The following is a 22,868-nucleotide window of genomic DNA, read 5'->3' as shown; positions in this document are numbered from 1 at the left end:
ACCGGAGGCTACCCCCTCGGCCGGCTGGGTGTCAGGAGCAGTGTTAACGGCCGCTAACCTAGGCGGGTGACGGAGCGGAAGCAGCAGATCATGGCCATCGCGGCCGAGCTGTTCGCCGAGAAGGGCTTCCACGGCGTCTCCATCGCCGAGCTGGGCGCCGCCTGCGGGTTCTCCGGGCCCGCGATCTACCGGCACTTCCGGTCCAAGGACGCGGTGCTCGCCGAGATGCTGGTCAGCATCAGCGCCGAGCTGCTCACCGAGGGCCGGCGCCGGGTCCGGGAGGCGGACGACGCTCCCGCGGCGCTGCGGGCGCTGATCGACTGGCACGTCACGTTCGCGCTGGACCACAAGGCGCTGATCGTCGTCCAGGACCGCGACTGGTCGGCGCTGCCGCTGGAGGCGCGCGAGAAGGTGCGTGAGACCCAGCGCAAGTACGTCGAGGTCTGGGTCAAGCAGCTGCGCACCATCCACCCCGACCTGGCGCCCCGCCCGGCCCGCGCGAGGGTGCACGCGGCGTTCGGGCTGCTGAACTCCACCCCGCACAGCGCCTTCCTGGAGCGCGACGAGATGCACGACCTCCTCGCGGAGATGGCGGCTCAGGCACTGGGCTGCCCGGGTCCGATGGTCGCCACTCTGACGGAGTCGGGCGACAAGACCGAGTGACCCGTGTTGGGTGGTGCCATGGAGCCTCCCGACATCTCCGAGCAGCGCGAAGACCTGGAGACGCGTCTCGAGATCCTCGAGGCGCTGCTGGTCGCCTGCTCCCGGAGGGCCGAGGTGCTCGAGGTGGTCGGCGCAGCCGAGGGCTTCGGGGATGCAGTGGGCGCGGTGCGCGACCTGCTGGGCGTCGGCGACATCCCTGCAAGGGGCGGTGCTCGACCTGCAGATCTCGCGGTTCACCTCGAAGAGGCGGGCAGAGCTGACGTCGATGCGTGACGAGGCCCGGCAGGCGCTCGAGGAGCTCCGGTAGGCATCGTCACTGGTCGGGTGGTTCGCGTCCGTGGCTCGCCGCCGTCGCACCAGTGCACGAGGTGGTGCGAGAGCCCTGCCCGACGGGGCGCTGGAGCTGAGCTCTCCACTACAAGCTCGCGCGAGATCCCGCCCTCCCCGGGCGAGGTGGGCCGTCCACGGGCCAGCAGGTGAACACCGACGGGAGGCGCCCGAGTCGCTAGGGTGCAAATGCCCGTCCGTCCGACGCAGGAGTGTCCATGTCGATCCGCCTCGCAGGAGCAGTAGTGCTGCTCTCCGTCTCCCTCTTGCTGACCGCGTGCGGTGAGGACTCCGACTCCTCAGGGACCGCCGGATCGGGGGAGACCCTCTCGATCAGCGCCATCCCCGACCAGGACCCCTCCGAGCTCAGCGCCCGCGAGGAGGCCCTGGCCGACTACCTCGGGGATGCGCTGGACGTGGAGGTGGAGTACGTCCCGGTGACCGACTACGCCGCCTCGGTGAACCTGTTCAAGGCCGGCGACCTCGACATGGTCTTCTACGGCGGCCTCACCGGCGTACAGGCGCGGTTGCAGACGCCGGGGGCGAACCTCCTCGCCCAGCGCGACATCGACGAGAAGTTCCAGAGCGTGTTCATCGCGAACAAGAAGGCCGGCATCGCGCCGGTGGCCGACGTGGACGGGCTGGAGGCGTTCGCCGGCAAGCGGTTCACCTTCGGCAGCGAGTCCTCGACCTCGGGCCGGGTGATGCCGGAGTACTTCCTCGACGAGGCGGGCGTGGACAGCTCCGCGGACTTCAAGGGCGAGCCGGGCTACTCGGGATCGCACGACAAGACCATCGACGTGGTCACGGCCGGCTCCTACGACGGCGGGGCCCTGAACGTGCAGGTGTGGGACGCGCGCAAGAAGGCCGGGACGGTCGATCTGGACAAGGTGGTGGAGGTCTTCCGTACGCCGAGCTACCACGACTACCACTGGATGAGCGGCCCCGACGTCGACGAGCGATTCGGGGACGGTTTCACCGACCGGCTGCGCCAGGCGCTGCTCGACCTCGACGGCTCCACCCCGGCGGAGGCCAAGGTGCTGGAGCTGTACGGCGCGAAGTCCGTGATCGCGACCAAGGCCGACAACTACGACCAGATCGAGGAGATCGCCCGCAAGCTGGGGCTGGTGTCGTGACTCCCGCCGTTCCCGGACGGCCCGTGGTGGCGCTGCGCGGCGTCGGCGTGCGGTACGGCGACCGGCATGCCCTCGCCGGGATCGACCTCGTCGTACGCCCCGGTGAACGGGTCGCGCTGATCGGTCCCAGCGGCGCCGGGAAGTCCACACTGCTCGGACTGTGCAGCGGAGCCGTCCGCCCGGGCGAGGGGGAGGTCGAGGTGCTGGGCGAGGAGCTGCAGCGCCTGGGCCCCCGCCGGCTGGCCGACCTGCGGCGCCGGGTCGGGACCATCCACCAGCGGCTGAGCCTGGTCGGCCAGCTGCGCGTGGTGCACAACGTCAACAGCGGGCACCTCGGGCGCTGGAGCACCTGGCGCGCGCTGGTCTCGCTGGTGCGGCCGCTCGAGGTGGACCTGGCCCGGCAGGCGCTCGCGCGCACCGGGGTCGCGGACAAGCTGCACGAGCGCACCGACCGGCTCTCCGGCGGCGAGCAGCAGCGGGTGGCGCTGGCGCGGGTGCTGGTGCAGGACCCCGAGCTCGTGCTCGCCGACGAGCCGGTCTCGAGCCTGGACCCGGCGCGGGCCGACGAGGTCGTCCGGATGCTGTGCGAGACCGCGGCCAGCGACGGGCGGGCGCTCCTGGTCAGCCTGCACGACTTCGGGCTGGCGGTGCGGTACTGCGACCGGGTGGTCGGGCTGCGCGGTGGCCGGGTGCTGTTCGACCTTCCCAGCGGCGAGGTGGACCAGCGGCGCCACGACGAGCTGTACTCGCTCGAGGCCTCCTGACCCGCGTGAGCAGCTCGTGAGCGACTCGTGAGCGATCTGGCCGAGATCGCCTCCCTGGAGGCGTCCAGCGGTCCCGTCCGCGGGGCCTCGACAGCCCCGCGGCGGCGTACGGCTCCGGGGTGGGGTGGCCGCGCGTGGACCCTGGTGTGGGTGCTCGCGGTCGCGTGGTCGCTGGCCGGGGTGCTCGGCGACCGGGAGGTCCTGAACGTCGACGGGTTGCCGCAGCTGGGCGAGTTCTGGAGCCACGCACTGCGCCCGGACCTCTCGGCGGACTTCGTCCGGGCGACTCTCGAGGCCACGCTGACCACGGTGGCGTTCGGCGTCCTCGGTACCGGCCTCTCCGTGCTGATCGGGGTGGTCCTCGCGCTCCCGATGAGCCAGACCTGGTGGGCCGCCGGGTCCCGGTCGCGGGCCGAGCGGGCGGCTCGCGGCGGCGGGCTGGTGCTGGCCCGCGCGGGCGTCGGGCTGCCGCGCGGCGTCCACGAGGCGGTGTGGGGACTGCTGCTGGTCAGCGTCCTGGGCCGGGACCCGCTGGTCGGGGTGCTCGCGATCGCGATCCCGTTCGGGGCGATCACCGCCAAGGTGTACTCCGAGATCCTCGACGAGACCGACCACGCCCCCTACGACTCGCTGCGCGCGGCGGGCGCGGGCCGGCTGGCTGCCATCGTCTACGGCCTGGTGCCGGCGGCGCTGCCGGGGTTCACGTCGTACGCCTTCTACCGCTTCGAGTGCTCGATCCGCTCCGCGGTGATCCTCGGGATGATCGGGGCGGGCGGACTGGGGCTGCAGCTGAGCCTGAGCTTCCAGGGCCTGCAGTACGCCGAGATGTGGACCTCGCTCTACGCGCTCATCGTCCTCGGGGCGCTCGTGGACCGGTGGGGCTCCTGGCTGCGTGGCGGTCGTCGTGCCGAGGGCCGGGGGATGGCGCCGGGTCGCCGCTGGACGCTGTCCGCCGTGCTCGGCTCGGTGCTCGCCATCGCGTCCGTGGTGCACCTCGCCCCCGACCTCTCCCGGTGGTTCTCCTCGCGGACCTTCGAGCTGCTGGGCGGGCTGGTCGGCGACCTGGTGCCACCGCGGCTGCCCGCCGGCGGGTGGCCGGAGCTGCTCTCCCGGTCGGTGGAGACCCTGCAGATGTCGGTCGTCGCGATCACGATCGCGAGCGTGCTCGGGGTCGCCGTGGCGCTGCTGGCCGCGCGTACCGGCGGCTCCCCGGCGCGGCGGCTGGCGTCGTGGGTGGCCCGGACGGTGCTGCTGGTCACCCGCGCGATCCCGCCGCCCGTGTGGGCGCTGCTGGTCCTGTTCGTGGTGTTCCCCGGCCCGCTCCCCGGCGCGCTGGCGCTGGGGATCTACACCTTCGGCATCCTCGGCCGGCTCTTCGCCGAGGTCGTCGAGGAGCTCGACCCGGGTCCCGGGAAGGCGCTGGCGGAGCTCGGTGCGAGCCCGGCACAGGTGTTCGCCTACGCGACGCTGCCCGGCGCGACCGGGCAGCTGGTCTCCTACAGCCTCTACCGCTGGGAGGTCACCGTCCGCGAGACCGTGGTCGTGGGCGTCGTCGGCGCGGGTGGCCTCGGCCGGCTGCTGGAGCAGCAGCGCGCCGGCTTCGACTACCCCGCGATGTCCACCACGATCCTGGCGCTGATCGGCGTCTCGCTGCTGGTCGACCTGCTCTGCGTCGTCGTACGCCGCTCGCTGCGCTGATCCCGGCTGGGCCTGCTCAGGAAGGTGGTCGAGCAGCGAGCGGTCAGTCGAGACCACGCTCCAAGGTGGTCGAGCAGTGAGCGGAGCGAGCGGTCAGTCGAGACCACTCGGGGTGAGGTCCCCGGCAACAGCACCCCGGCTGGCGTCCGGGCTCGGGTTCGGGTCTGTGGGCGCGTCACCTTGGGTGGTCTCGACTATCCGCTCGCTTCGCTCGCTGCTCGACCACCTAGGGGTGCGTTTGCTGCTCGACCACCTGGTGGTGCTGCTTGACCACGCCTATTGGTCGAGCAGGCGGGCGACGGCTTCGTCGTACGCCGCCACTGCGGCGTCCGCGAGGCCGTGGCCGGTGGGGGCCTGCTCGGCGAGGGCGAGGATCTGTGCGGCGCGGATGCGGGCCTCCTCGAGCTCTTCGGCACCCGGGGGCGTGCCGGCGGTGGCGAGGTTTGTGACCTCGGCGAGGAGTGCCTCCCGGGTGCGGCCGCGGAGCAGGAGCAGCACGTAGGGATCGCGGTCGATCTGCCAGGCGAGCTGGTAGAGCAGCGCCAGGGTGTGCACGCAGGGCTGGGCCCAGGCGTCGCACTCGCAGGCGGTGTCGATGGCGCCCGTGCCGGGGAGCACCTCGGCCCCGGCCTCGTCGGCGTGCTCGACCAGGTCGGCGGGGAGGTCGCCCGCCTCCAGCGCCGCCGCGTAGCCGCTCTCCCGGGCAGCTTCCCGGGCGAAGGTGGTCCAGCCCTCGTCGTCGAGCCGGGCGACCCTGACCTGGGCCATCAGCGGGGTGTCCCCGCCCGGGTCGACGACCGCCGAGGACATCGCCTCCAGCACCACGATCGCGCCGAGCCGGCCGGACCTGGCCAGGCTGCGGGCGGCGACCAGGTCGCCGGCCTCCACGGTGAGCTCCTCGAACGAGCGGACGAACGCGCGGCCCCACCAGGTGGTGCTGCGGGCGGTCGTGCCCCGGACCCGGGTCAGGCGCGGGAACACGAGGGGGTCAGGCATCGGGTTCCGGGCTACGCAGGGTCACCAGGTCGCGGAGCTCGGCGTTGCTGAGCTCGGTGAGCGCGACCTCGCCGGAGCCGAGTACCGCCTCGGCCAGGCTGCGCTTGCGGGTGAGCAGCTGGTCGATCCGCTCCTCGATGGTGCCCTGGGTGACCATCCGGTGCACCTGGACCGGACGCGTCTGCCCGATCCGGTGGGCGCGGTCGGTGGCCTGGTCCTCGACCGCGGGGTTCCACCAGCGGTCGAAGTGGATCACGTGGTCGGCCCGGGTCAGGTTGAGACCGGTGCCGCCGGCCTTGAGCGAGAGCAGGAACACCGGCGCCGCACCGGCCTGGAAGTCGCTCACCATCTGCTCCCGCGCGCGGACGGGGGTGCCGCCGTGCAGGAACAGCGTGGGCACCGACGCGGCGGCGAGGTGTCGCTCGAGCAGGCGGGCCATCGCGACGTACTGGGTGAAGACCAGCACCGAGCCGTTCTCGGCCAGGATCGTGCCGAGCAGCTCGTCGACGAGGTCGAGCTTCTCCGAGCGGCCGGTGAGCCGGCCGCCGGCCTGGCGCAGGTAGTGCGCGGGGTGGTTGCAGATCTGCTTGAGCCCGGTCAGCAGCGCGAGCACGAGACCGCGGCGGGTGGTCTCGTCGGCCCTCTCGATCCGGTCCATCGACTCGCGCACCAGGGCCTCGTAGAGCACCACCTGCTCCTTGGTGAGGCCGATCAGGTGGTCGGTCTCGGTCTTCGCCGGCAGCTCGGGCGCCACCCCCGGGTCGGACTTGCGGCGGCGCAGCAGGAACGGCTCCACCAGCTGGGCGAACCGGCGGGCGACCGTGGGGTCGACGCCGGCCTCGATCGGCGCCGCCCACACCTTGCGGAACGCGTTGCGCGACCCGAGCAGGCCAGGCGTGGCCCAGTCGAGGATGGCCCACAGCTCGGTCAGGTTGTTCTCCACAGGCGTGCCGGTGAGCGCGACCCGGCAGCGCGACCCGATGGTGCGCAGGTTGCGGGCCGTCGAGGACGTGGCGTTCTTGATGTGCTGGGCCTCGTCGGCGACCACGAGGTCCCAGGCCACCGTCCCCAGGTCCTCGTGCGCGCGCCGCATGGTGCCGTAGGTGGTGAGCACGACGCCGTCCTCGATCAGGCCGGCCGCGCCCGTCGCTGCGTCGGTCGAGCCAGGCCCGCCGGTCGAGCTCGTCGAGACCAGCGACCGGGAGCTGCCGTGATAGCGGCGTACGGCGACCCCGGGGGCGAACTTCCGGAACTCGCTCTCCCAGTTGCCCATCAGGCTCGCCGGGCACACCACCAGGGTCGGGCCCTGGGCCAGGCGACGCTCCCGGCGGTGCAGGTGCAGCGCGATCACGGTGATCGTCTTGCCCAGGCCCATGTCGTCGGCCAGGCAGGCGCCGAGGCCCGCGCCGGTGAGCTCGGCGAGCCAGGTGAGGCCGTGGCGCTGGTAGTCGCGCAGGGTCGCCTGAAGGCCGGGGGGCACCTCGATCGGCGCCACGCTCGCCGCGTCGACGATGCGGTCGCGCACCTTCAGCAGCGTCGCCCCGGGGTGGACCGGCACCGTCTCGCCGTCGAGCTCGATGGTGCCGGTCAGCGCGGAGGCCAGCGCGGCCGCCGGCTTGATCTTCTGTGCCGTCTTCTGGGCGGCCTTGCGCTTGCGCGCACGCCTGGCCACGACGGGGTCGATCACGATCCAGTTGTCGCGCAGCCGGATCACAGGCGTCGTCGCCCCGGCGAGCGCACTCATCTCGTCGTCGCTGAGCGCGTCGTCCCCCAGGGCGAGTCGCCAGTCGAACTCGAACAGGGCTCCGGGACCGAACAGGCCCTCGTGCAGGGGGGCGTCGCGCTCGGTCTTCGCGACCTCGACCCTGGCCTGGGGGATCAGCTCCCCGCGCAGACCTCGCGGCCAGAACACCTCCACGCCGGCGCGGTCGAGGGCCTCCAGGCCGTGCTCGAGCAGGTCGGCGAGCTCGTCGGCGTCGAGCACCATCCGGTCCGGCACCGGCTGGCGCTGCAACCGGTCCAGGGGTGCCCAGATGCCGGCGGCCTTGCGCAGCTCAGCCCCCAGGCTGGTCCGGGCGCGGCGGGAGAAACCGTGGTCCTCGCCCAGCCAGAGCCGTTCCGCGTCGACGACGTGGGTGTCGTCCTCGGCCTCGTGCGCCTGGAGTACGACGACCACGCCGCCGCCCTCGAGCACCTCCTCGGGTGCCTCCACCCGAAGGGTGATCCGGACCCGGTCGGGCAGGCCGTCGTCCTCGTCGGCCCCGGTGAGGACGCGTCGCCGGACCGGGCTCTCGGGGGGCCGGGAGGGTCGGGCCGGTGCCGTCGACGGAGGCCGGGTGACGGTGTCCACCACGGCGTCGAGGAGCTGCCGGATCAGGTCCTCGGCCTCCTCGACCGTGGTGTCCCCGTGGGCGCGCGCGGTTGCCAGCGCGTGCAGCCGGTCGTCGTCCTCCGGCTGGAGCGGGCCCACCCGCCACGAGTCACCGGACTCCGAGAGCCGGACCCGTCCGGCCGCCACCAGCTTCATCGCCAGCAGGGTCGCGCCGCTGAGCAGCCCGACCGACGGGTGCGCGTCCTCGACCCGGATGGCACGGGTGAGCACCGGGATCGCACCCCGCATCGGCATCCGGATCGTGCGCGCCGGGCCGGAGAACTCCACCTCGCTCAGTCGTGGGGGGTGGCTCGGCACCCACCTCGCCTCACCCTGCAACGGCACGAAGCTCACTGCCCGACTCGCCTCCCCTGATCCTGCCGGTCGAACCTAACCGGTCGACCTGACAGTCCCGCGGCGAGCCGCCGGGCGGGCGCGCAAGGCGGCGGTGTACAGGGCTGTGGCGTCGACAGGGCCTTCGCGGATGTCACAACCCAACAAATGTGAGGCCCTGCGGCCGGCCCACCGCTCAGTCGTCGTCGCCCCGGATCGCCGCAGCGACGGCCTCGGGAACCCGCTCGTCGAAGACGCTCGGGATGATGTAGCTGACGTTCAGCTCCCGGTCGCTGACGCAGCTCGCGATCGCGGCGGCCGCGCGCAGGAGCATCTCCACGGTGACGTCGGTGGCGCGGGCGTCAAGCAGGCCCCGGAAGACGCCGGGGAACGCGAGCACGTTGTTGATCTGGTTGGGGTAGTCGCTGCGGCCGCTCGCGACCACGGCGGCGTGGTGCGCGGCATCGGCGGGGTCGATCTCCGGGTCGGGGTTGGCCAGCGCGAACACCACCGGCTTCGGGCCCATGTCCTCGATCCACTCCGCCTGCAGCACTCCCGGGCCGCTGACGCCGATGAACACGTCCGCGTCGGTGAGCGCGGTGTGCAGGTCGCCGCGGACCCGGCGGGGGTTGGTCCGCTTCGCCAGGCTGGCCATCGCCGGGGGGAGCGAGTCGTCGTCGTCGGACAGGCAGCCGACGCGGTCCCACACCACGACGTCCTGCGCGCCGGCAGCGAGCAGGAGGGTGACGATCGCCGTACCCGCGGCCCCGGCTCCGGCCACCACGATCCTGACCTCGGGCAGCTCGCGCTCGATGCAGCGCAGCGCGTTGGTCAGCGCGGCGAGTACGACGATCGCGGTGCCGTGCTGGTCGTCGTGGAAGACCGGGATGTCGAGCCGCTCACGCAGCCGGGCCTCGATCTCGAAGCAGCGGGGCGCGGCGATGTCCTCGAGGTTGATCCCGCCGAAGCCGGGTGCGATCGCCGCGACGACGTCGACGATGCGCTCGGTGTCCTGGGTGTCGAGGCAGATCGGCCACGCGTCGATGTCGGCGAACCGCTTGAACAGGGCGCACTTGCCCTCCATCACCGGCAGCGCGGCACCGGGGCCGATGTTGCCGAGACCCAGCACCGCGGAGCCGTCGGTGACCACCGCGACGCTGTTGCCCTTCACGGTGAGCCGGGGGATGTCCTCCGGGTTCTCCGCGAGGGCCATGCTGACCCGTCCCACGCCGGGCGTGTAGGCCATCGACATGTCGTCGCGGGTGCGCAGGGGGACCTTGGAGTTGACCTCGATCTTGCCGCCGAGGTGCAGCAGGAAGGTGCGGTCGGAGACCTTGTGCACCACGACGCCGTCGAGGCCGCGCAGGTCGGCGACGATCTCCTCCGCGTGCTCGGAGTCGGTGGCCGAGCAGGTGACGTCGATGACGAGCCGGTCGTGCCGGGACTCGGCCACGTCGAGCGCACTGACGATGCCGCCCTCGAGGGCGATCGCGGTGGCGATCCGGCCGACCACGGACGGGTCGGTGCCCGTGTGCAGCCGCATGGTGATCGAGTAGGAGCCGCTGGTGGCCGCGCTGCGCTTGCGTGGAGCAGTCTCTGTCATGCCAGCATCTTGCCTGCCGCTGCCCGTTACCGGCGAGTCGGGAAAACATTGCGGTAACCAGAAGTCTCTACAGTGCCCGGGCATGGGCTCACCGATCACACCGCTGGAGACCGGATCCGGACCGATCCGGGCGACCACGTACGTCCCCTCGACCCCCGAGCACGTTCTCTGGGGCCGGCTCCCGTGCGCCGCTGACGACCCCGTCGAACGGGTGGACCCGGGCACGGAGGTCACCTTCGACACGGTGAGCCACGAGGGGATCCTGGAGGACCAGGGCCGAGATCCGGAGGCGTTCTTCTCGGCGTACGGCGTGGAGCACGTGCTCTCCGACGCGATCGCGATCGCCGCCACGGACGGGTCCACCCACCCGCGGACCTTCGGCGTCGACGGTCCGCACGTCGTGTCCCGGCCGGTGGCCGTCACCGGCGCGCGTCCCGGCGACCTGATCGCGGTGACCGTGCTGGAGACGCTCCCGCGGGTGCCGTACGGCGTGATCTCGAACCGGCACGGGAAGGGCGCCCTGCCGGGTGAGTTCCCGGCCTCGGGCGAGCTGTTCAGCGCGTTCGCGAGCGTGGACGAGACCGGCACCCGGGGACGGCTGCCGCTGGTGCAGGGAGGCGAGCCGGTGGTCTCGTTCCCGCTGGCCCCGTTCCTCGGCATCATCGGCGTCGCCGTCGCGGGGGACCAGCGGCCGCACTCGGTCCCGCCGGGGGCGTACGGCGGCAACATCGACATCAACCTGCTCACCGTGGGCTCCACTCTCTACCTGCCCGTGCAGGCCGAGGACGCGTTGGTCTACGTCGGCGACCCGCACTTCGCCCAGGGCGACGGCGAGGTGGCGCTCACCGCGCTGGAGGCCTCGCTGCGGGCGACGGTGCGGCTCGACGTGGTGGCGCGCGAGGAAGCCGTCCGGCAGTTCGGGGAGCTCGCGGGCCCGTTCGCCGAGACCGCGGAGTTCCTCGTGCCGACCGGCCTCGACGAGGACCTCGACCTCGCGATGGCCAACTGCGTGCGGGCCGCGATCGGGCTGCTCCAGGCCCGCTACGGGATGGACCCCGCGCTCGCGCTGGCCTACCTCAGCGCCGCCACCGACTTCGACATCTCCCAGGTCGTCGACGTGGTCAAGGGCGTGCACGCCCGGATCCGCAAGGACGACTTCGCGCAGGTCACCCGATGAGCGAGCCGGTGAGCGAGCCGGTGGGTGAGCCCGTGCCCGAGGGCCTGATGGCGGCCTTCGCGGCCTACGAGCAGGCGCTGATGTCGAACGACCTCGAGGCGCTCGACCGGCTGTTCGCGCCGGGCGCGGAGACGATGCGCGGCGACGCCGCGGGGCTCCTGGTGGGCCACGACCGGATCAGCGCCTTCCGGGGTGGTCGCGGCGGTGCCCCGCCGCGCCGGATCGTGGAGACCCACGTGCAGGTGGTCGACGCCGACCATGCGCTCGTCGTCGCGGTCACCGAGCTCGAGCGGGGCGGCCGGGGACTGCAGACCCAGCTCTGGGCGCGGCTCCCGACGGGCTGGGCGGTCACTGCTGCCCACGTCTCCGTGTCCGCCCCCGCCCTGGACACCCGGGTGTGGCGAGTGGTCGGCGACCCGCTGGTCCGGGGCAGCGGCGCGGGGCCGCTCGCCGGGGAGCGGGTCGCGGTCAAGGACCTGTACGCCGTGGCCGGTCACCGGGTCGGAGCGGGCAACCCGGCCTGGCTCGAGGCTGCCGGGATCGAGCAGGAGAACGCCTGGGCCGTGCAGCGGCTGCTCGACGCCGGAGCCGACCTCGCCGGCATCGCCCGCACCGACGAGTTCGCCTACAGCCTCGCCGGGACCAACGCCCACTACGGCGTACCCCCGAACCCGAAGGCGCCCCACCGGATCTCCGGCGGCTCCTCCTCCGGGTCGGCGAGCGCGGTGTCCCTGGGCCACGCCACCGTCGGCCTGGGGACCGACACCGGGGGATCGGTGCGGGTGCCCGCGGCGTACCAGGGGCTGTGGGGGCTCCGCGCCAGCCACGGCGTCGTACCCGTCGAGGGGCTGCTGCCGCTGGCACCCAGCTTCGACGCGGTCGGCTGGCTGACCCGCGACGCGGCCACGCTGGCCCGGGTCGGTGACGCGCTGCTGCCGTCGGCGACCGCGCTGCCGAGCCTGCACGAGGAGCTGGTGCTCGTCCCGGCCCTGCTGGACCTGTGCAGGGACGAGGTCGCGGAGGCCGTGGACCGCTGGGCACTGGAGCGTGAGGCCGGGGCGGTGACCTGGGCGCTCCCGGACCTGGGCCAGTGGCTGGCCGCCTTCCAGCGCGTCCAGGCGTGGGAGGCGTGGCAGAGCGACGGCGGCTGGCTCGAGCACCGGATGGACACCCTGGGGCCCGACGTCCGCGGCCGGTTCGAGACGGCGTCGCGCATCTCCGAGGCGGAGGCCGACCGGGAGCGGGCCGTCCTCGCCGAGGCCGCCGCCGAGATCCGGGACCTGGTGGCCGGTCGCGTCCTCGTGCTGCCCTCGGCTTCGTCGGTGGCGCCCGCGACCGGTCCCGGGCTCGCGGCAGAGCTGCAGTCGGTCCGCGACGCCACGATGCGGCTCACCTGCCTGGCCGGGATCGCCGGGCTCCCGGCGCTCAACGTCCCCCTGGTGACGGCGGACGGCCTGCCCTGCGGCGCCTCGCTGGTGGCCGGCCCCGGCCGGGACCGCGACCTGCTCGCGCTCGCCGAGCGGCTGGACGCCGAGTGACCCGCGCTGCCGGACGAACTGCCGGGCGCTGGCACGGTGACGCGGCGTCACAGGTCCGAAACACTGGATGCCCATGGCTGTAAAGACGACCACCTACCGTCCGCGAGGGGCCAGACGATGAAGATCGAGGAGTTCAACCTGATGGGTACCGCCGAGGCACGCGAGCTGGTGCGCTCCTGCGCGGACGTGCCGAGCTGGGCGCAGGCCGTCGTCGACGGCCGCCCGTACGCCGCCCCGGACCATCTCGTCGCCCGCGCCGACGAGCTCGCCGCCGGCTGGTCCGCGGCCGACGTGGAGCAGGCCCTGGCCGACCACCCACGCATCGGGGAGTCCCACGCGGGCTCCGGGACCAGTGCCGAGATGTCCGGCCGGGAGCAGTCCGGGGTGGACCGGGACGACACCGACGTCGCGGCCCGGCTCGAGGCCGGGAACCGCGCCTACGAGGACCGGTTCGGCCGGATCTTCCTGGTCCGGGCCGCGGGGCGCAGCGCGGAGGAGATCCTCGACCAGCTCGAGCAGCGGCTGGGGAACGATCCCGACACCGAGCTCGAGGCCACCTCCCGGGCGCTGCGCGAGATCGCCGGCCTGCGACTCGACGCGATTTTCGCATGAGCACCCTCTCCAGCCACGTCCTCGACGCCGCGCTCGGGGTGCCGGCCGTGGGGCTGGCGATGACCCTGGGTGGTCCCGGTGGCGACCCGGTCTCCACCGCCACCACCGACGCCGACGGGCGGGTCAGGTTCGACCTCGACCTCGAGCCCGGCGGGTACCACCTGCTCCTGGAGACCGGGCTCTGGTTCGCGGCCGCTGACCGGCCGACGTTCTTCCCGGAGATCTCGGTCGCGTTCGTGGTCTCCCCGGTCGAGCAGCACTACCACCTCGCCGTGCTCCTGAGCCCGTTCTCCTACACCACCTACCGAGGGAGCTGAGATGACTGCTGAGATCCCTGGGGCCGCCACCGGCAGCATCGTGCTGGGCGCCAACCAGTACGGCAAGGCCGAGTGCCGCCTGGTCCGGATCACCCGGGACAGCGCCAGGCACGAGATCGAGGACCTGACCGTGACCTCGCAGCTGCGCGGTGACTTCACCGCCTGCCACACCGAGGGCGACAACAGCCAGGTGGTGGCCACCGACACCCAGAAGAACACCCTCTACGCCTTCGCCAGGGAGCACGGGGTCGGCTCGCCCGAGCGGCTGCTGCTCACCCTGGGCCGGCACTTCGTGGACGGCTTCGAGTGGGTGACCGGGGGTCGCTGGGAGGCCGAGCAGCACGCCTGGCAGCGCATCCTCGTCGACGGGCAGCCCCACGACCACTCCTTCGTCCGGACTGGGCAGGAGACGCGGACCGCCCTGGTCCAGATCGACGGAGAGACCACCCACGTGCTGGCCGGGCTGAAGGACTGCACGGTGCTGAAGTCGACCGGGTCGGAGTTCCACGGGTTCCCCCGCGACCGGTTCACCACCCTCGCGGAGACCGACGACCGGATCCTGGCCACGTCGGTGACCGCCTGGTGGCGCTACACGGACGCCGACCTGGACTTCAACGCGACCTACGACTCGATCCGGACGACCCTGCTCGAGACGTTCGCGAGCGTGCACTCGCTCGCGCTCCAGCAGACGATCTTCGCGGTGGGCAAGGTGATCCTCGAGACCCATCCCGAGGTCGCCGAGGTGAAGCTCTCCTGCCCGAACAAGCACCACTTCCTGGTCGACCTCGAGCCGTTCGGGATGGAGAACCCGGGCGAGGTGTTCTTCGCCGCCGACCGGCCCTACGGGCTGATCGAGGCCACGGTCGAGCGTGCGGGTGCGGTCCCGGTCCCCGAGGCCTGGGCCACCGTCGCCGGGTTCTGCTGAGGTGCGCCTCGACGCCGTCCAGGCCCAGCGGGTCCTGGTCGAGGACACGTTCGTCCCCGCGACGCTGACTCTGCACCACGGGCGGATCGCCTCGATCGAGCCGTTCGAGCACGAGGCCGACGGCTTCGTGCTGCGGGTCCCGGACACGGCGTACGTCGTGCCGGGGATCGTGGACACGCACGTGCACATCAACGAGCCCGGCCGCACCGAGTGGGAGGGGTTCGTCTCGGCGACGGAGGCGGCCGCCCTGGGCGGGGCCACGACGCTGATCGACATGCCGCTGAACTCGGTGCCGCCCACCACCACCATGGCGGGGCTGCGCGCCAAGCAGGCCGCGGCCGCCGGCGAGCTGATGGTCGACGTCGGGTTCTGGGGTGGCGCCGTGCCCGGCAACCTGCCGGACCTGGAGCCGCTGTGGGAGGCCGGGGTGTTCGGCTACAAGTGCTTCCTCTCACCGTCCGGGGTCGAGGAGTTCCCGCCGCTGGACCCCGCGGAGTTCCTCGCCGCGCTCACCGAGGTCGCCCGACTCGGCGCCCGGATGATCGTGCACGCGGAGGACGCCCGCGTGCTGGAGGAGGCGCCCTCGCCGCCGAGCCGGGCCTACCGCGACTTCGTGGTCTCCCGGCCCGACCGGGCCGAGGTCGCGGCCATCGCCCAGGTGCTCGACGGCGCCCGGGAGACCGGCGCCCGCGTGCACATCCTGCACCTGTCATCGGCCCGCGCCCTGGACCTGATCGCGGACGCCCGCGCAGAAGGGCTGCCGGTCACGGTGGAGACCTGTCCGCACTACCTGTGCTTCGCCGCCGAGTCGATCCCCGACGGTTCCCCTCAGTTCAAGTGCTGCCCGCCCATCCGCGACTCCGGCAACCGCGAGGAGCTCTGGCAGGCGCTGCGGGACGGGATCATCGACACCATCGTCAGCGACCACTCGCCCGCCACGGCAGAGGAGAAGGGTCGTGGCGACGGTGACCTGCAGCAGGCCTGGGGCGGGGTGTCCGGGCTCCAGGTCGGGTTCAGCGCGATCGCCCAGGAGGCCCGCCGGCGAGGGATCCCGCTGGCCCGGGTCAGCCGGTGGATGTCGCGCAACAGCGCCGACCTCGTCGGGCTGACCAACAAGGGCCGGATCGAGGTGGGCGCCGACGCCGACCTGGCCGTCTACGACACCGGCGTGGACTTCCGGATCGAGGCGACCCGCCTGGCGCACCGCAACCCCATCTCGGCGTACGACGGCCTCCGCTACGGCGGCCGGATCACCCGCTCGGTGGTCCGCGGCAACGCCATCGACGTGGAACGCCCCGACCACGGCTGGGGCCGGCAGCTGCTCCGCCCCTGACCTGACCGCGTCCGGTCAGTCGCCCGTCAGTGGCGGCGGCGCCGCGGCCGTCGAGGCGCGCACGACGAGCTCGGTGGCCAGCTCGACGTGGTTGGAGTCGATCTTCTCGCCGTCGACGAGGCGCAGCGCCGTGCGCAGGGCGACCGCGCCCATCTCCTGGAGCGGCTGGCGCACCGTGGTCAGCGGCGGGGAGGCGATCCGCGCGATCTCGGTGTCGTCGAACCCGACCACGCTGAGGTCCTGCGGCACCGAGAGGCCCATCGAGCGGGCGGCCTCGATCGCTCCACGGGCGAGCTCGTCGCTGGCGGCGAAGATCGCGGTCGGCCGGTGGGGGAGCGAGAGCAGCCGCGGCGCCCCGTCGAGACCGTCCTGGTAGCGGAAGTCCAGCGTGCTGTGCACGTAGTCGTCGGGGAGCGCGACCCCGGCCGTCTCGAGAGCGGAGCGGAGCCCGGCCAGCCGCGCCTGGCTGCACTCCGCCGTCGAGCGCCCACCCAGGTAGGCGATGCGGCGGTGCCCGAGCTCGACGAGGTGGCGGGCGGCGGCCTGTCCGCCGCGGAAGTTCGTCGAGCCCACGCTGACGACGTCGGGCGAGGGGATGTTCATCGGGTCGATCACCACGAGGGGCAGGCGCAGCCGGCTCAGGGCGGTGAACTCTTCGGGCCCGAGCTCGTCGGTCACGGCGATCACGGCGCGGCGCCCGCTGACTGCGAGGTTGCGCGCCCAGGTCGTCGCCTCGACCTTCGCCGAGGGCCGCTGGTCGACGGGCTTGACCCCGATGGTCACCGAGACGCCGAGCTCCGCGGCCGCGGCGGCGACGCCCTGGACGATCTCCGAGGAGTAGGCGCCGATGGTGCCGCGGAAGGTCAGCTCGATGGTGGGCTGCCGCTCGATCGTGCGCAGCTGGCTGCCGTAGTCGTGCGTGCGGAGCAGCTCCTGCACCCGGGCCCGGGTCGCCGGGGCGACGTCGCTGCGACCGTTGAGCACCTTGGAGACGGTGGCGACCGAGACGCCGGCGGACGCGGCCACCGTGGCGAGCGTCGTACGGCGCTGTGTCACGGGCATCTCGGGTGCTCCTCCTGCAGGCTGGCTACTCTGACGCGTGGTGCTCGACCCGGACGGGGGTGTCCAGCCGGCGGTCGTGACCAACGACGCGGGTCTGACCCACCAGACGGACGGGGACCCGGGCCCGTTCGTCGGCCGCGGAGGTGCCGACGAGGAGCTCCACGTCGCCTGCCTCGACGATGCGGTCCAGACTCGGGTCAGTGTAGGCGGTCCGGTCGGCGTGGAGGTCGAAGAAGACCTCGGCCGAGCACCCGGCCTCGAGGTGGACCCGGGCGAAGCCGACCAGCTGCCGTACGGGCCGGGCGACGCGCGCCACCGGGTCGTGCAGGTAGACCTGGACGACCTCGTCACCTGCCCGTTCTCCGGTGTTCGTCACCACCGCGCTGACCTCCACCGACGCGTCGGTGCCGATCTCCTCCGCGCCGGCCCGCACCTGGTCCACCCGGAAGGAGGTGTACGAGGCGCCGTACCCGAAGGGGAACAGTGGCGTGGAGTCGACCGAGGTGATGCCGGCGCTCTCCACGCCGCCCAGCGCCGGCTGGAGGTAGGTGCTCGGCTGGCTGCCCGCCCGCCGGGGGACCTGCACCGGCAGTCGTCCGGCGGGGCAGAGCCGTCCCGAGAGGACACCGGCGATCGCGGCGCCGCCCTCCTCGCCGGGGAAGAACGACTGCACCAGTCCCGCCACCCGGCCGTGGAAGGCGCCCAGCGCGTAGGGACGGCCCGAGACGACAACCAGCACGACGGGGGTCCCGGTCGCCAGCAGCGCCTCGACCAGCTGGGCCTGGACCCCCGGCAGCCGCAGGTCCTCCGCGTCGCAGCCCTCGCCCGAGGAGCCGTGGCCGAACAGCCCGGCGAGGTCGCCGACGTAGGCCACGCAGAGGTCTGCCTCCCGGGCGGCGGCCGTCGCGGCCTCGATGCCGCTGGTGTCCTCGCCGGTCACCGCACAGCCGGGCTCGTGCACGACCTCGGCCTCGTCCAATTCGGCGCCCAGCTCGGCACGCAGTGCATCGAGCGCTGTGGGGACCTCGATGCCGAGATCGGAGCCTGGGTGACGCGGCAGCACGTGGGTGGGGAAGGCGTAGCAGCCCATGAACGTCAGCGGGTTGTCGGCGCAGGGCCCGACCACGGCCACCCGCTGGGGCAGCGGCCGCTGTGGGTCGCGGATCGGCAGGGCGGTGCCGGCGTCCAGCAGGACGACCGAGCGCTCCGCCATCTCGCGCGCCAGCGCGCGGTTGGCCGCCGAGTCGAGGTCGACCCTCGCGGCCCCGGCCACCGACGTCTCGGCCGACCAGTCGTCGTCGAGCAGCCCGAGCTGGACCTTGGCGAGGAGCGCGCGACCCGCGGCCCGGTCGACGAGGGCCTCGTCGACGACGCCGGACCGCACCAGGTCGACCAGGCCGGCGCCGTACCCCAGGGTGTCGGGCAGCTCGACGTCGATGCCGGCCTCCAGGGCCAGGGCGCCGGCACCTGCAGGGTCCGCGGCGACACGGTGCATGGAGGCCAGGAACGGCACCGCCCAGTAGTCCGAGACGACCGTGCCCTCGAAGCCCCACTCCTCGCGCAGCACCTCGGTGAGCAGCCAGCGGCTGGCGCCCGCGGGCACCCCGTCGACGTCGGAGTAGGAGTTCATCACCGACCCGGCGCCGCCGAGCGCGATCGCCGCCTCGAAGGGGGGCAGGATGACGTCACGCATCTCCCGCGGCCCCATCGAGACGGGGCCGTGGTTGCGTGCGGCGCGCGAGGCGGAGTAGCCGGCGAAGTGCTTCAGGGTCGCGATCACGCCGGCGGACTGCAGCCCCTGGACGTAGGCGGTGCCGAGGGTGGCGACCAGGTGCGGGTCCTCGCCCATCGTCTCCTCGACCCGGCCCCACCGGTAGTCGCGCACGACGTCGAGCACCGGGGAGAGGCCCTGGTGCACCCCAAGGGCCGCCATGTCGCTGCCGATCGCGGCGGCCATCCGGCGGACGAGGTCGGGGTCCCAAGTCGCTGCCCAGGCGATGGCGGCGGGGTAGACAGTTGCGCCGTACGCCGTGAAGCCGGTGAGGCACTCCTCGTGCACCAGCGCGGGGATGCCAAGGCGGGAGGAGCCCTGCACCACGCGCTGCTGCCGGACGAGCTCCGCCGCCCCCTCGGTGACCGTGACCGGAGCGCTGCCGTAGACCCGGGTCAGGTGGCCCAGGCCGTGCCGGCTCGCCTCGCCCAGCGAGGTGGTCCCGGACGCGGCGAAGACCTCCTGCATCGGAGCCACCTGCAGGTCGCTGCCCTCGGTGCCGGGGTCGCCGCCGAGGTTGTTGCCGACCCAGCGGCTGCCCAGCTGGCCCACCTTCTCCTCCAGGGTCATCGCGGCCAGGAGCGAGGCGACCCGCTGCGCCGCCGGCCGGTCGCGGTCCGCCCAGGGGCGCTCCGGGGCAGCCTCGCCCGGGCTCTCCGGAGTGGGGGCGGACGTGGTGCCCGTGGGCTGGGTCATGGCTCCTCCTGGGTGGCTGAGCGCCCGCCGTCGCGGACGAGTGTCGAAAGATCTTTCGATCCATCCGAAAGAAGGCGACGACTTCGTGGCACAGTACCGCCCCGCCAGCGACTTGGGAACGACCGGGCAACGATCCGAGGCCCGCTTGCTGAGCGTGCTGAACCAGTGGAGTGTGATGCTTGACACACTCCGGCACCCGTCCTACGGTCAGCAACTAGATGCAGTCGAGATCGAAACATATTTCGGTCACGTTGCTCGACGTCGCCTCGCCTCGTGGCGACACGTCGCACGCTGACGAGCCGTGGTGGTCGCGGTCGTCGAGGTGGAGGTCAGAGACATGGAACCGATGAACGCATCCCGGCGCAGCTTCCTGCGCCTGGTCGGGCTGGGCGTGCCCGTGAGCGCGGCCCTGGTGGCCTGCGGCGGCTCCCCCAGCAAGACCGGCGCCGCTGGCGGCTCCGGCGGCGGCAAGGGGGTGGCGTCGTACTGGACGCTGTCGGGCAAGCCGCAGGAGGAGATCCGCAAGGACACGATCGCCCGCTTCAACAAGGCCAACCCGAAGTCCGCGATCGACATCACCCTGATCGCCAACGACCCCTACAAGCAGAAGGTCAAGACGGCGATCGGCGCCGGCAAGAGCCCGACGCTGATCTGGGGCTGGGGCGGTGGTGGCCTGAAGAGCTACGTCGAGGCCGACCAGGTGCTCGACCTGACCAGCTGGTTCGCGGAGAACCCGGACCTCAAGGAGGGCCGCTTCCCGGCCACGTTCGAGGCGGCCACGGTCGACGACAAGCTGTACGCCGTGCCGATCGAGACGGTCACGCCGATCGTCCTGTACTGGAACAAGAAGCTCTTCGAGCAGGTCGGCGCCGAGCCCCCGGAGTCGTGGGGCGACGTGATGGACCTCGTCGCGAAGTTCAACGCCGAGGGCATCGCGCCGTTCTCGCTCGCGGGGCAGTCGCGGTGGACCAACATGATGTGGCTGGAGTTCCTCTTCGACCGCATCGGCGGGTCAGAGGTCTTCGCGAACATCTTCGACGGCCAGAAGAACGCATGGAGCCAGCCGGCGGCCCTGCAGGCGCTGGGCGAGGTGCAGAAGCTGGTCAAGGCCGACGGGTTCCAGAAGGGGTTCCAGTCCACCGTCGCCGACCAGAACGCCGACCAGGCGGTGCTGTTCACCGGCAAGGCCGCGATGATGCTGCACGGCGCGTGGACCTACGGGTCGATGAAGGCCGACGGTGGCGACTTCGTGACCGGCGGCAACCTCGGCTACATGAACTTCCCGGCGGTCGACGGCGGCAAGGGCGATCCTTCGAGCACCGTGGGCAACCCCGGGCAGTACGTCTCCATCTCCTCCCAGGCGAGCAAGGAGGCGCAGGACGCCGCCAAGAAGCTGCTCACCACCACGATGCTCGACGAGACCGAGATCAAGAAGTGGGTCGACATCGGCAACATCCCGGTCGTGAAGAGCTCCGGTGACCTGATCTCCGGCGTCTCGGACGAGAACGACAAGGCGTGGCTGCAGTTCGTCTACGACACCTCCAGCAAGGCCTCGGGCTTCGCGCAGTCGTGGGACCAGGCGTTGCCGCCCTCGCAGGCGACCGCGCTGCTGGACAACATCGGCAAGCTCTTCCAGCTCGACATCAGTCCCCAGACGTTCGCCGACGAGATGAACAAGACCATCGGCACATGAGCGCCCACGCTGCCACGTCCGGGACCCGGCATCGGGGCGGTGCCCGGGCGCGGCAGCGCGGTTCAGTGGCGTGGATGGCGCTTCCCGCACTGGCCGTCTTCCTGCTCTTCGCGATCCTCCCGCTCCTGGGGGTGTTGGCGCTGAGCTTCACCCGCTGGGACGGGCTCGGTGCGATCCAGCCCATCGGCATCGGCAACTGGCGCTCGGTGCTGACCGACTCCGCACTGCTGCACTCCCTGTGGGTCACCTTCGAGGTGATGGCCTTCTCCTGGGTGGTGCAGACCCCGATCAGCCTCCTGCTCGGCGTCTTCATGGCCAGCCGGCAGCGCTACCGGGCCGTGCTGGCGGTCTTCTACTTCGTGCCGCTCCTGCTCAGCGCCGCGGCGATCGCGGTCACCTTCAAGGCGCTCCTCGACCCCAACTTCGGCCTCGGCCCCGGGCTCGGGTCCGAGCTCCTGACGCAGAACTGGCTCGGTGAGCCGGCGCTCGCCATGGGCGTGATCATCTTCATCGTCTCCTGGCAGTTCATCCCGTTCCACTCCCTGATCTACCAAGGCGCGGTGCGTCAGATCCCGGCGTCGCTCTACGAGGCCGCGTCCCTCGACGGAGCCGGCCGGGTGCGCGCGTTCTTCAGCATCACCCTGCCCCAGCTGAAGTACACGATCATCACCTCCTCGACGCTGATGGTCGTGGGGTCCCTGACGTTCTTCGACCTGATCTTCGTGCTCACCGAGGGCGGCCCGGGCGACTCCACCCGGGTGCTCGCGCTGGACATGTACCGCCGCGGCTTCGGCGCCAACCAGATGGGACCGGCGAGCGTGATCGCGGTGATCCTCGTCCTGGTCGGTCTGGCCATCGCGCTGGCGCTGCGGCGGCTCGGCGGCAACGCGGACGACTCCCAGCTGGAAGGGATCTAGGTGATGGCCACTCTCGTAGGAGGCACGGTCCAGGACCCGACCGATCGGCTCGCGGCACCTCCCTCCCAGCCTTCGGGGGGTGGCTGGGCAGGCCGCAACTGGGGCGCCGGGCTGGCCGGGTGGTTCTGGCTGGCGGTGATCCTCGTGCCGCTGTACTGGATCGTGATCACCAGCTTCAAGGCGTCCAGCGACTACTACCAGCAGAACGCCTTCGCGCCACCGGCGAACCCGACGCTGGAGAACTACCGGCTGGTCATCGCGAACGACTTCGTGCACTACTTCTTCAACAGCGTGCTGGTCGCGGCGGGCACCACGATCCCGACCGTCCTGCTGGCGCTGATGGCGGCGTACGCCATCGTGCGCGGAGCGCACAGCAGGCTGCTCAAGGGCATCCACGCCCTGTTCCTGATGGGCCTGGCCATCCCGCTGCAGGCGGCGATCATCCCGGTCTACCTGATGATCATCAAGATGGGGCTCTACGACTCCCTGGCCGCGATCGCGATCCCGTCGATCGCCTTCGCCATCCCGCTCGCGGTGCTGGTGCTGACCAACTTCCTGCGCGACGTCCCGCGCGACCTGTTCGACTCGATGCGCCTCGACGGGGCCAGCGAGTGGATGATGTTGTGGCGGCTCGCGTTCCCGCTCACCCGGCCGGCGATGGTCACGGTGGCCGTCTACACCGGCGTCACCGTGTGGAACGGCTTCCTGCTGCCGCTGGTCCTGACCCAGAGCCCCGACCGGCGCACGATGCCGCTGGCCGTGTGGAGCTTCCAGGGCCAGTTCCAGGTCAACGTCCCCGCCGTGCTGGCCTCCGTCGTGCTGAGCACCGTGCCGATCGTGGTCCTCTACACGATCGGTCGCCGCCAGCTGGTCAGCGGACTGAGCGAGGGCTTCAGCAAGTAGTCCCGCCTCTCACCCGCGGTCGAGGAGGGTGGT

Annotated in this window: 19 protein-coding genes; 14 read left to right on the top strand and 5 right to left on the bottom strand. The window is 72.2% G+C overall.

Annotated elements, in window-relative coordinates; translation table 11 throughout:
- Positions 1 to 66 precede the first annotated feature (66 nt).
- The 5 genes from AC4BGB_RS11415 to AC4BGB_RS11395 all read left to right on the top strand — a co-directional run bounded on the left by AC4BGB_RS11415 (position 67) and on the right by AC4BGB_RS11395 (position 4,588).
- A complete protein-coding gene (locus AC4BGB_RS11415) occupies positions 67 to 663 on the top strand; it encodes an SACE_7040 family transcriptional regulator (RefSeq protein ID WP_490546956.1) in 597 nt (198 codons plus the stop codon).
- 18 nt (positions 664 to 681) lie between these two features.
- On the top strand, positions 682 to 936 hold the full coding sequence (locus AC4BGB_RS11410; protein ID WP_490546954.1) for a hypothetical protein: 255 nt from the start codon (positions 682 to 684) through the stop codon (positions 934 to 936).
- A gap of 272 nt (positions 937 to 1,208) precedes the next feature.
- On the top strand, positions 1,209 to 2,126 hold the full coding sequence (locus AC4BGB_RS11405; RefSeq protein ID WP_490546952.1) for a putative selenate ABC transporter substrate-binding protein: 918 nt from the start codon (positions 1,209 to 1,211) through the stop codon (positions 2,124 to 2,126).
- Complete coding sequence (locus AC4BGB_RS11400) at positions 2,123 to 2,890, top strand: phosphonate ABC transporter ATP-binding protein (protein ID WP_490546950.1); 768 nt, start codon at positions 2,123 to 2,125, stop codon at positions 2,888 to 2,890. Before AC4BGB_RS11405 ends, AC4BGB_RS11400 begins: the two co-directional genes overlap by 4 nt.
- 27 nt (positions 2,891 to 2,917) lie before the next feature.
- On the top strand, positions 2,918 to 4,588 hold the full coding sequence (locus tag AC4BGB_RS11395; RefSeq protein WP_490546948.1) for a PhnE/PtxC family ABC transporter permease: 1,671 nt from the start codon (positions 2,918 to 2,920) through the stop codon (positions 4,586 to 4,588).
- Positions 4,589 to 4,864: 276 nt separating this feature from the next.
- Here AC4BGB_RS11395 and AC4BGB_RS11390 read toward each other — a convergent pair whose 3' ends face one another.
- The 3 genes from AC4BGB_RS11390 to AC4BGB_RS11380 form a co-directional block, all read right to left on the bottom strand.
- Entirely contained in the window at positions 4,865 to 5,584 is a 720-nt protein-coding gene (locus AC4BGB_RS11390) for an SWIM zinc finger family protein (RefSeq protein ID WP_490546946.1), read from the bottom strand.
- Positions 5,577 to 8,273: a DEAD/DEAH box helicase gene (locus tag AC4BGB_RS11385; protein ID WP_490546944.1), complete on the bottom strand. Its 2,697-nt coding sequence runs from the start codon at positions 8,271 to 8,273 to the stop codon at positions 5,577 to 5,579. The genes AC4BGB_RS11390 and AC4BGB_RS11385 overlap by 8 nt, the downstream gene beginning before the upstream one ends.
- Positions 8,274 to 8,484: 211 nt before the next feature.
- Positions 8,485 to 9,891, bottom strand: coding sequence for an NAD-dependent malic enzyme (locus tag AC4BGB_RS11380; protein WP_490546942.1), 1,407 nt, complete (start codon positions 9,889 to 9,891; stop codon positions 8,485 to 8,487).
- A gap of 82 nt (positions 9,892 to 9,973) precedes the next feature.
- Between AC4BGB_RS11380 and AC4BGB_RS11375 the strand changes: the two genes are divergently transcribed.
- The 6 genes from AC4BGB_RS11375 to allB all read left to right on the top strand — a co-directional run bounded on the left by AC4BGB_RS11375 (position 9,974) and on the right by allB (position 15,793).
- Entirely contained in the window at positions 9,974 to 11,068 is a 1,095-nt protein-coding gene (locus tag AC4BGB_RS11375) for an acetamidase/formamidase family protein (RefSeq protein ID WP_490546941.1), read from the top strand.
- Positions 11,065 to 12,606 carry an amidase gene (locus tag AC4BGB_RS11370; protein WP_490546940.1) on the top strand — a complete coding sequence of 514 codons (1,542 nt, stop codon included), beginning with the start codon at positions 11,065 to 11,067 and terminating at the stop codon, positions 12,604 to 12,606. The genes AC4BGB_RS11375 and AC4BGB_RS11370 overlap by 4 nt, the downstream gene beginning before the upstream one ends.
- Positions 12,607 to 12,723: 117 nt before the next feature.
- Positions 12,724 to 13,218, top strand: a complete 495-nt coding sequence (gene uraD / locus AC4BGB_RS11365) for a 2-oxo-4-hydroxy-4-carboxy-5-ureidoimidazoline decarboxylase (protein WP_490546939.1) — start codon at positions 12,724 to 12,726, stop codon at positions 13,216 to 13,218.
- On the top strand, positions 13,215 to 13,535 hold the full coding sequence (gene uraH, locus AC4BGB_RS11360) for a hydroxyisourate hydrolase (protein ID WP_490546938.1): 321 nt from the start codon (positions 13,215 to 13,217) through the stop codon (positions 13,533 to 13,535). The genes uraD and uraH overlap by 4 nt, the downstream gene beginning before the upstream one ends.
- Before the next feature lies 1 nt (position 13,536).
- The gene (pucL, locus tag AC4BGB_RS11355) at positions 13,537 to 14,460 is read left to right on the top strand and encodes a factor-independent urate hydroxylase (RefSeq protein WP_490546937.1); all 924 of its coding nucleotides are present in this window, start codon (positions 13,537 to 13,539) and stop codon (positions 14,458 to 14,460) included.
- A gap of 1 nt (position 14,461) precedes the next feature.
- Positions 14,462 to 15,793: an allantoinase AllB gene (allB, locus tag AC4BGB_RS11350; protein WP_490546936.1), complete on the top strand. Its 1,332-nt coding sequence runs from the start codon at positions 14,462 to 14,464 to the stop codon at positions 15,791 to 15,793.
- Between the two features lie 15 nt (positions 15,794 to 15,808).
- On the opposite strand, the gene AC4BGB_RS11345 is transcribed toward allB, so the two are convergent.
- The gene (locus tag AC4BGB_RS11345) at positions 15,809 to 16,855 is read right to left on the bottom strand and encodes a LacI family DNA-binding transcriptional regulator (protein WP_490546935.1); all 1,047 of its coding nucleotides are present in this window, start codon (positions 16,853 to 16,855) and stop codon (positions 15,809 to 15,811) included.
- Positions 16,856 to 16,880: 25 nt separating this feature from the next.
- A complete protein-coding gene (locus tag AC4BGB_RS11340; protein WP_490546934.1) occupies positions 16,881 to 19,322 on the bottom strand; it encodes a glycoside hydrolase family 3 N-terminal domain-containing protein in 2,442 nt (813 codons plus the stop codon).
- 337 nt (positions 19,323 to 19,659) lie between these two features.
- Here AC4BGB_RS11340 and AC4BGB_RS11335 point away from each other — a divergent pair, with 337 nt between their 5' ends.
- The 3 genes from AC4BGB_RS11335 to AC4BGB_RS11325 are packed head-to-tail and all read left to right on the top strand — an operon-like array spanning position 19,660 to position 22,835.
- Positions 19,660 to 21,015 (top strand): extracellular solute-binding protein, encoded by a 1,356-nt coding sequence (locus AC4BGB_RS11335; RefSeq protein ID WP_490546933.1) that lies wholly within the window; start codon positions 19,660 to 19,662, stop codon positions 21,013 to 21,015.
- Positions 21,012 to 21,932 carry a carbohydrate ABC transporter permease gene (locus tag AC4BGB_RS11330; RefSeq protein WP_490546932.1) on the top strand — a complete coding sequence of 307 codons (921 nt, stop codon included), beginning with the start codon at positions 21,012 to 21,014 and terminating at the stop codon, positions 21,930 to 21,932. The genes AC4BGB_RS11335 and AC4BGB_RS11330 overlap by 4 nt, the downstream gene beginning before the upstream one ends.
- A gap of 3 nt (positions 21,933 to 21,935) precedes the next feature.
- Complete coding sequence (locus AC4BGB_RS11325) at positions 21,936 to 22,835, top strand: carbohydrate ABC transporter permease (protein WP_490546931.1); 900 nt, start codon at positions 21,936 to 21,938, stop codon at positions 22,833 to 22,835.
- Positions 22,836 to 22,868: the final 33 nt, after the last annotated feature.

The organism is Nocardioides sp. Z30_9 (assembly GCF_058215735.1).
This window is presented reverse-complemented; position numbering and strand designations above follow the sequence as displayed.

Excerpts from the sequence above, each read along its gene's own strand:
- pucL (WP_490546937.1), top strand. The coding sequence starts at position 13,537 with ATGACTGCTGAGATCCCTGGGGCCGCCACCGGCAGCATCGTGCTGGGC.
- AC4BGB_RS11325 (WP_490546931.1), top strand. The coding sequence starts at position 21,936 with ATGGCCACTCTCGTAGGAGGCACGGTCCAGGACCCGACCGATCGGCTC.
- AC4BGB_RS11410 (WP_490546954.1), top strand. The coding sequence starts at position 682 with ATGGAGCCTCCCGACATCTCCGAGCAGCGCGAAGACCTGGAGACGCGT.
- uraD (WP_490546939.1), top strand. The coding sequence starts at position 12,724 with ATGAAGATCGAGGAGTTCAACCTGATGGGTACCGCCGAGGCACGCGAG.
- AC4BGB_RS11405 (WP_490546952.1), top strand. The coding sequence starts at position 1,209 with ATGTCGATCCGCCTCGCAGGAGCAGTAGTGCTGCTCTCCGTCTCCCTC.
- AC4BGB_RS11330 (WP_490546932.1), top strand. The coding sequence starts at position 21,012 with ATGAGCGCCCACGCTGCCACGTCCGGGACCCGGCATCGGGGCGGTGCC.
- AC4BGB_RS11335 (WP_490546933.1), top strand. The coding sequence starts at position 19,660 with ATGGAACCGATGAACGCATCCCGGCGCAGCTTCCTGCGCCTGGTCGGG.
- AC4BGB_RS11375 (WP_490546941.1), top strand. The coding sequence starts at position 9,974 with ATGGGCTCACCGATCACACCGCTGGAGACCGGATCCGGACCGATCCGG.
- AC4BGB_RS11340 (WP_490546934.1), bottom strand. The coding sequence starts at position 19,322 with ATGACCCAGCCCACGGGCACCACGTCCGCCCCCACTCCGGAGAGCCCG.
- AC4BGB_RS11390 (WP_490546946.1), bottom strand. The coding sequence starts at position 5,584 with ATGCCTGACCCCCTCGTGTTCCCGCGCCTGACCCGGGTCCGGGGCACG.
- AC4BGB_RS11370 (WP_490546940.1), top strand. The coding sequence starts at position 11,065 with ATGAGCGAGCCGGTGAGCGAGCCGGTGGGTGAGCCCGTGCCCGAGGGC.
- AC4BGB_RS11380 (WP_490546942.1), bottom strand. The coding sequence starts at position 9,891 with ATGACAGAGACTGCTCCACGCAAGCGCAGCGCGGCCACCAGCGGCTCC.
- uraH (WP_490546938.1), top strand. The coding sequence starts at position 13,215 with ATGAGCACCCTCTCCAGCCACGTCCTCGACGCCGCGCTCGGGGTGCCG.
- AC4BGB_RS11345 (WP_490546935.1), bottom strand. The coding sequence starts at position 16,855 with ATGCCCGTGACACAGCGCCGTACGACGCTCGCCACGGTGGCCGCGTCC.